The 4,397-nt window shown below is 71.3% G+C and carries 8 protein-coding genes; 4 read left to right on the top strand and 4 right to left on the bottom strand.

Annotated elements, in window-relative coordinates; translation table 11 throughout:
- Positions 1–155: 155 nt before the first annotated feature.
- The 3 genes from G3N62_RS34620 to G3N62_RS34610 all read right to left on the bottom strand — a co-directional run bounded on the left by G3N62_RS34620 (position 156) and on the right by G3N62_RS34610 (position 1,199).
- The gene (locus tag G3N62_RS34620; protein WP_034190090.1) at positions 156–467 is read right to left on the bottom strand and encodes a hypothetical protein; all 312 of its coding nucleotides are present in this window, start codon (positions 465–467) and stop codon (positions 156–158) included.
- Complete coding sequence (locus G3N62_RS34615; RefSeq protein WP_082744758.1) at positions 464–712, bottom strand: hypothetical protein; 249 nt, start codon at positions 710–712, stop codon at positions 464–466. The genes G3N62_RS34620 and G3N62_RS34615 overlap by 4 nt, the downstream gene beginning before the upstream one ends.
- A gap of 181 nt (positions 713–893) precedes the next feature.
- Positions 894–1,199, bottom strand: coding sequence for a hypothetical protein (locus G3N62_RS34610; protein WP_069705778.1), 306 nt, complete (start codon positions 1,197–1,199; stop codon positions 894–896).
- A gap of 166 nt (positions 1,200–1,365) precedes the next feature.
- Here G3N62_RS34610 and G3N62_RS34605 point away from each other — a divergent pair, with 166 nt between their 5' ends.
- From G3N62_RS34605 to G3N62_RS34595, 3 genes are all read left to right on the top strand, one after another.
- Positions 1,366–1,620: a hypothetical protein gene (locus tag G3N62_RS34605; RefSeq protein ID WP_124669540.1), complete on the top strand. Its 255-nt coding sequence runs from the start codon at positions 1,366–1,368 to the stop codon at positions 1,618–1,620.
- A 79-nt stretch (positions 1,621–1,699) separates the two neighbouring features.
- The gene (locus G3N62_RS34600) at positions 1,700–2,131 is read left to right on the top strand and encodes a CBS domain-containing protein (RefSeq protein ID WP_034189980.1); all 432 of its coding nucleotides are present in this window, start codon (positions 1,700–1,702) and stop codon (positions 2,129–2,131) included.
- Positions 2,132–2,219: 88 nt separating this feature from the next.
- Positions 2,220–2,702, top strand: a complete 483-nt coding sequence (locus tag G3N62_RS34595) for a PRC-barrel domain-containing protein (RefSeq protein WP_034189979.1) — start codon at positions 2,220–2,222, stop codon at positions 2,700–2,702.
- Positions 2,703–2,914: 212 nt separating this feature from the next.
- On the opposite strand, the gene G3N62_RS34590 is transcribed toward G3N62_RS34595, so the two are convergent.
- Positions 2,915–3,403, bottom strand: coding sequence for a response regulator (locus tag G3N62_RS34590; RefSeq protein ID WP_124669541.1), 489 nt, complete (start codon positions 3,401–3,403; stop codon positions 2,915–2,917).
- A 233-nt stretch (positions 3,404–3,636) separates the two neighbouring features.
- Between G3N62_RS34590 and G3N62_RS34585 the strand changes: the two genes are divergently transcribed.
- A complete protein-coding gene (locus tag G3N62_RS34585) occupies positions 3,637–4,344 on the top strand; it encodes a UdgX family uracil-DNA binding protein (protein WP_206141497.1) in 708 nt (235 codons plus the stop codon).
- Positions 4,345–4,397 lie beyond the last annotated feature (53 nt).

Below are 4,397 nucleotides of genomic sequence, written 5' to 3'. Positions count from 1 at the left end.
GGCCGTCCGGCGGCGCGGGCGGCGCCGCATGGGCGCCGTAGGGGCCGTTCGTCGGCTGCGTGCAGGCGCCCAGCGCGCACACGGCGGCGAACGCACAGGCGCCCGCGCGGATCGTCTGGATCGTGTTCATCGAAATCCTCCCTCGGATCGGCGGCTCAAAGCCGGTTGAAATGGAAGTCGCCCGCATAGGCAGTCGGTGCGCGGCGCGCCATCATCGCGTCGAATTCGGCCGCGACCCGCATGAGCGTGCCGCGCTGCCGCTCGATGCCGGCCTGTTCGAGCGCCGCGAATGCGTGTGCGTCGAACGTCACGGTCAACGATGCCGGATGGCCGTCGACCCGGAAGCCGATATGCAACGCGCCCGCCGGCTGTTCCTCGACATGGAATGGCAGCGCACGCGCCTCGAAATGGCGGCCGAGCGTCTCGGCGATCTCGCGCAGCATGCCGGGTTTCACGCGGAGGCTCATCGCGGTGCCTCCCGATGGGTTCGTCGCACCCTGCTCACCGCCCAAGCACGCACCGGCGGCTCGCGCGACGGCGGGTCGCGTTCCGGCGGCGCGGTCCCGGGCGGGTCGCCCGCGGGCTGACGGTGCGGTTCCGGCATGTCGGGCGGCAGGTCGTCCGGATCGGGCGGTTCGGGGTCGGGCTCGATGTCGGGAATCGGCGGCTCGGGTCGCTGCAGCCACTGCACGGGATCGTGTTTCATCGGCATTCCATCGTTGCGGGTTCGGACCGTACTGCGGATAGCGGCCGCATTCGGGTACAGCGGTCGCGCAATGCGCATGCCGTCGCGCGCGTCGCCCGCGGACCGGCATGAACGCGCATGCGAGCGGCTCCCCCCGACACGCCGTGCCTTCGCTACACCGTCCACTGCAAAACTTGCAAGCGCCACGCTACGCGTCATACGCGGCCATCACGAGCCACAGCTCGCGGCCGTCGTCCGTCACGCGTGCCGCGAGCGCATACGGGTCCGACGGCTCGCACGCGCGCTGCAGCGCGAAGCGCGCGGGCTCGGTCGCGCCGAACGTCTCGTCGCCGAGCGGCCGCACGTCGGCCTTGCCTTCGAACATCCGGCGCTCGGGCCGGTAGATCAGCGGTTCATGCTTCCATTCGTTGAAATGGTGCTTCACCGAATCGAATCCGCCGCCGCATACGTTGACCTCGTAGCGCACGCCAGGTCGTCGTTTCGGAATCGTCATCGTGCCTCCCGCTGGACACGCGCACGGCAGGCACCGGTTGCGCCGCGCATCGTCGTCGTGTCGTGTTCGTCGTCGCCGTTCACGCGGCAAGTCGCGTGCCTCGCGCGCGCCGGGAACGTCCGTTGCGGGAAGCCCCGCGTCATCGTCACCGATACGGAGCCTCGCGATGAAGGATTCGACCCGGTCCGGCCACGACGCGCCGGCCCACGAGCGGCACGACGACCCGTCGCCGCCGCTGAAACACCAGGACCGCACGCCCACTCGCCACTCGGAACGCCATATCGACAAACAGCTCGAGGACACCTTTCCGGCGAGCGACCCGCCGGCGACCGGCGGCGTCACGCGTATCGAACCCGACACGCCGCCCGGCACGCACGACGACGCGCCGCGGCAGGACAGGCGCGAACGCGGCGACACGTGAGCGGCCGCGCGCGCCGTGCGGCACGCGGCTTGCTGGTTCGGATGACCGGCACACCGTACCCACCCGCAAGGAGGACTTCATGCATCGCGTCAACGAAATCATGTCGCAGGACGTCGTGCGCATCGCGCCGACCGATTCGATCCGTCATGCCGCGCAACTGATGGAGCGCTACGACATCGGCGCGCTGCCCGTATGCGACAACAACCGGCTGATCGGGATGGTGACGGACCGCGATCTGGCGGTGCGCGCGATCTCGGCCGGCAAGCCGCCGGAGACGCGAATCCACGAGGTCGCGTCCGGCCCGATCGAATGGTGCTTCGACGACGATTCGCTGGAGGAGATCCAGCACTACATGGCCGACGCGCAACTGCGCCGCCTGCCCGTCGTCGATCACGACAAGCGGCTGGTCGGCATGCTGTCGCTCGCGGACATCGCGACGCGCTCCGCGAGCCCCGAGCGCGACGACGTCGCGAACACACTCGAAAGCGTGTCGCAACCGAAGCAGACGTGACGGCGCGATCCTCGCCCGTCCCGACAACCCGCGCGACCCGCAGGGCCCGCCCCGGGCACGGTCGCGCCCACGCAGCCTGGAGGAAACCATGCAGACTTCCGATCAAGGTCAGACCCGCATCATCGGCAAGGGCGCCGCGACCGCGGCCGGCCCCGGCCCCGACGTGATGGCGGCCGATACGCTGGAAGGCAACAAGGTCTATACGACCGACGGCGACGACGTCGGCAAGATCAAGGACATCATGCTCGACGTACGCTCGGGCCGGATCGCCTACGCGGTGCTGTCGAGCGGCGGCATCCTCGGCATCGGCGACAAGCTGCACGCGATTCCGTGGAGCGCGCTCACGCTCGACACCGAGCGCAAGTGCTTCCTGCTGTCGGTATCGTCCGAGCGGATCCGCAACGCGCCGGGGTTCGACAAGGACCACTGGCCGGCGATGGCCGACCCGCAATGGGCCGAGCCGCTGCACGAGTTCTACGGCAGCGCGCCGTACTGGAGCGCCGGCGACGAACTCGGGCTGACCGACCCGACCGAGGAACTGGACGATCCGCGCACGCGCGGCCGTCACTGATCGCAACGATGCGGCGCCGGTTCGCCGGCGTATCCGCTTGCGACACGCCCCGCCCCGCGCGGGGCGTTTTCGTGCGGGCCGCGGCCGCGCCGGACGCACGCGTGAACGCGCGGCAGCCTCGGCCGACGTCCTCGACCCATGTGATGCCGAACCCGTCGAGCGCCGCCTGGCGCCCTGTCCGGCTGCATGCGGCAGGCGATCCGGCCGCCTTTTTACAAGCGCCGTGTAACGTCCTCGTCGGGGCTCGCAGCGCCACCGCCAGCGCCGCTCGCCGATTCCAGATAGCCCAGCAACCGGTGCGGCGTCAACGGTTTCGCGCAATGCGCGTCGAAACCCGCGGCCTTCGCCTCCTCGCAATCGCGTCGCGACGCGAACCCGCTGCACGCGACGAGCAGCATGTCGGCCGTGCGCGGATCGGCGCGCAGCCGCGTCGCGAGCTGCAGCCCGTCGAGGCCCGGCATCGCGATGTCGAGCACCACCGCGAACGGCTGCCAGTCGCGCGCGACGTCGCACACGGCGAACGGATCGTCGGCGATGCGGCATTCGAAGCCGCGCGTCTCGAGCAGCAGGCGCAACGCGTCGGCCGCGTCGCGATAGTCGTCGACGACCAGCACGCGGCGCGGGCGGCGCGGCACGCTGTCGGGCGCGCGCCACAGCAGCACGTCGGCGGCGGCCGGATCGTCGCCGGGGTCGGGTTGCATCGCGTTTCTCCTGTCGTTGGACCGGACGGCCACGCAAGCCGCGCACCCGTCACGACCGCACGAGGCATGCCGGTTGCTGCGTCGTTCGCATCGTCGACACGGGAGTCCTTGATGCGAGCGATGCGGCTTTCTCCGTCCGGTCTGCACCCCGCTGCGCGGGCGACAGGCCGAGCGCCGGACCGTTCCCCCCGATGGCGGCGCGATCCGGCGTCGACCCGCGCGGGGCGCGCCGCATGACCCGCCAGCCGCCGGGCCGCTCAACACCGTCGTCCGCCGAAGACGACGCGCCGCCGACACTCGACGCGTGCCGCCGCTGCACGCTGTGGGAACACGCGACGCAGCCGGTACCCGGCGCGGGACCGCGCGACGCGTCGATCATGCTGGTCGGCGAGCAGCCGGGCGACCAGGAAGACCGCGCGGGCCTGCCGTTCGTCGGCGCGGCCGGCCGCCTGCTCGACCGCGCGCTCGACGAAGCCGGGATCGAACGCACGCACGTGTACCTGACCAACGCGGTCAAGCACTTCAAATGGGAACCGCGCGGCAAGCGGCGGCTGCACAAGACGCCCGCGCAGCGGGAGGTGGCCGCGTGCCGCTACTGGCTCGAACGCGAACTCGATGCGGTGCGCCCGCGGGTGGTCGTCGCGCTCGGCGCCACGGCGCTGCGCGCGGTGCTGCAGGACCACGACGCGACGCTCGAGCGCACGCGCGCGCCGGTGCGTACCACCGGCGGCCAGCTCGTCGTCGCGACCTATCATCCGTCGTACGTGCTGCGCACGCGCGGCGCCGATTCGCGCGAGCACGCGTACCGGACGCTCGTCGACGCGCTGCGCACCGCATCGGACCTCGCGCGCGACGCACGCCGCGGCGGCACGATCAGCGCATTGGTGACGGAGAACAGGCGCTTCAGCGGAATCTGCAGCAGGCCCGCATACATCGCATAGCCGAGCCCGGCGCCGCCGAGCACGCCGAGCAGCCCGCCGACGATCATCTGCGG

The sequence above is a fragment of the Burkholderia sp. Tr-20355 genome, from assembly GCF_017104685.1.
Lineage (GTDB): Bacteria > Pseudomonadota > Gammaproteobacteria > Burkholderiales > Burkholderiaceae > Burkholderia > Burkholderia seminalis.
Note: the sequence above shows the minus strand (reverse complement) of the source record. Positions and strands in the feature narration are given on the sequence as shown.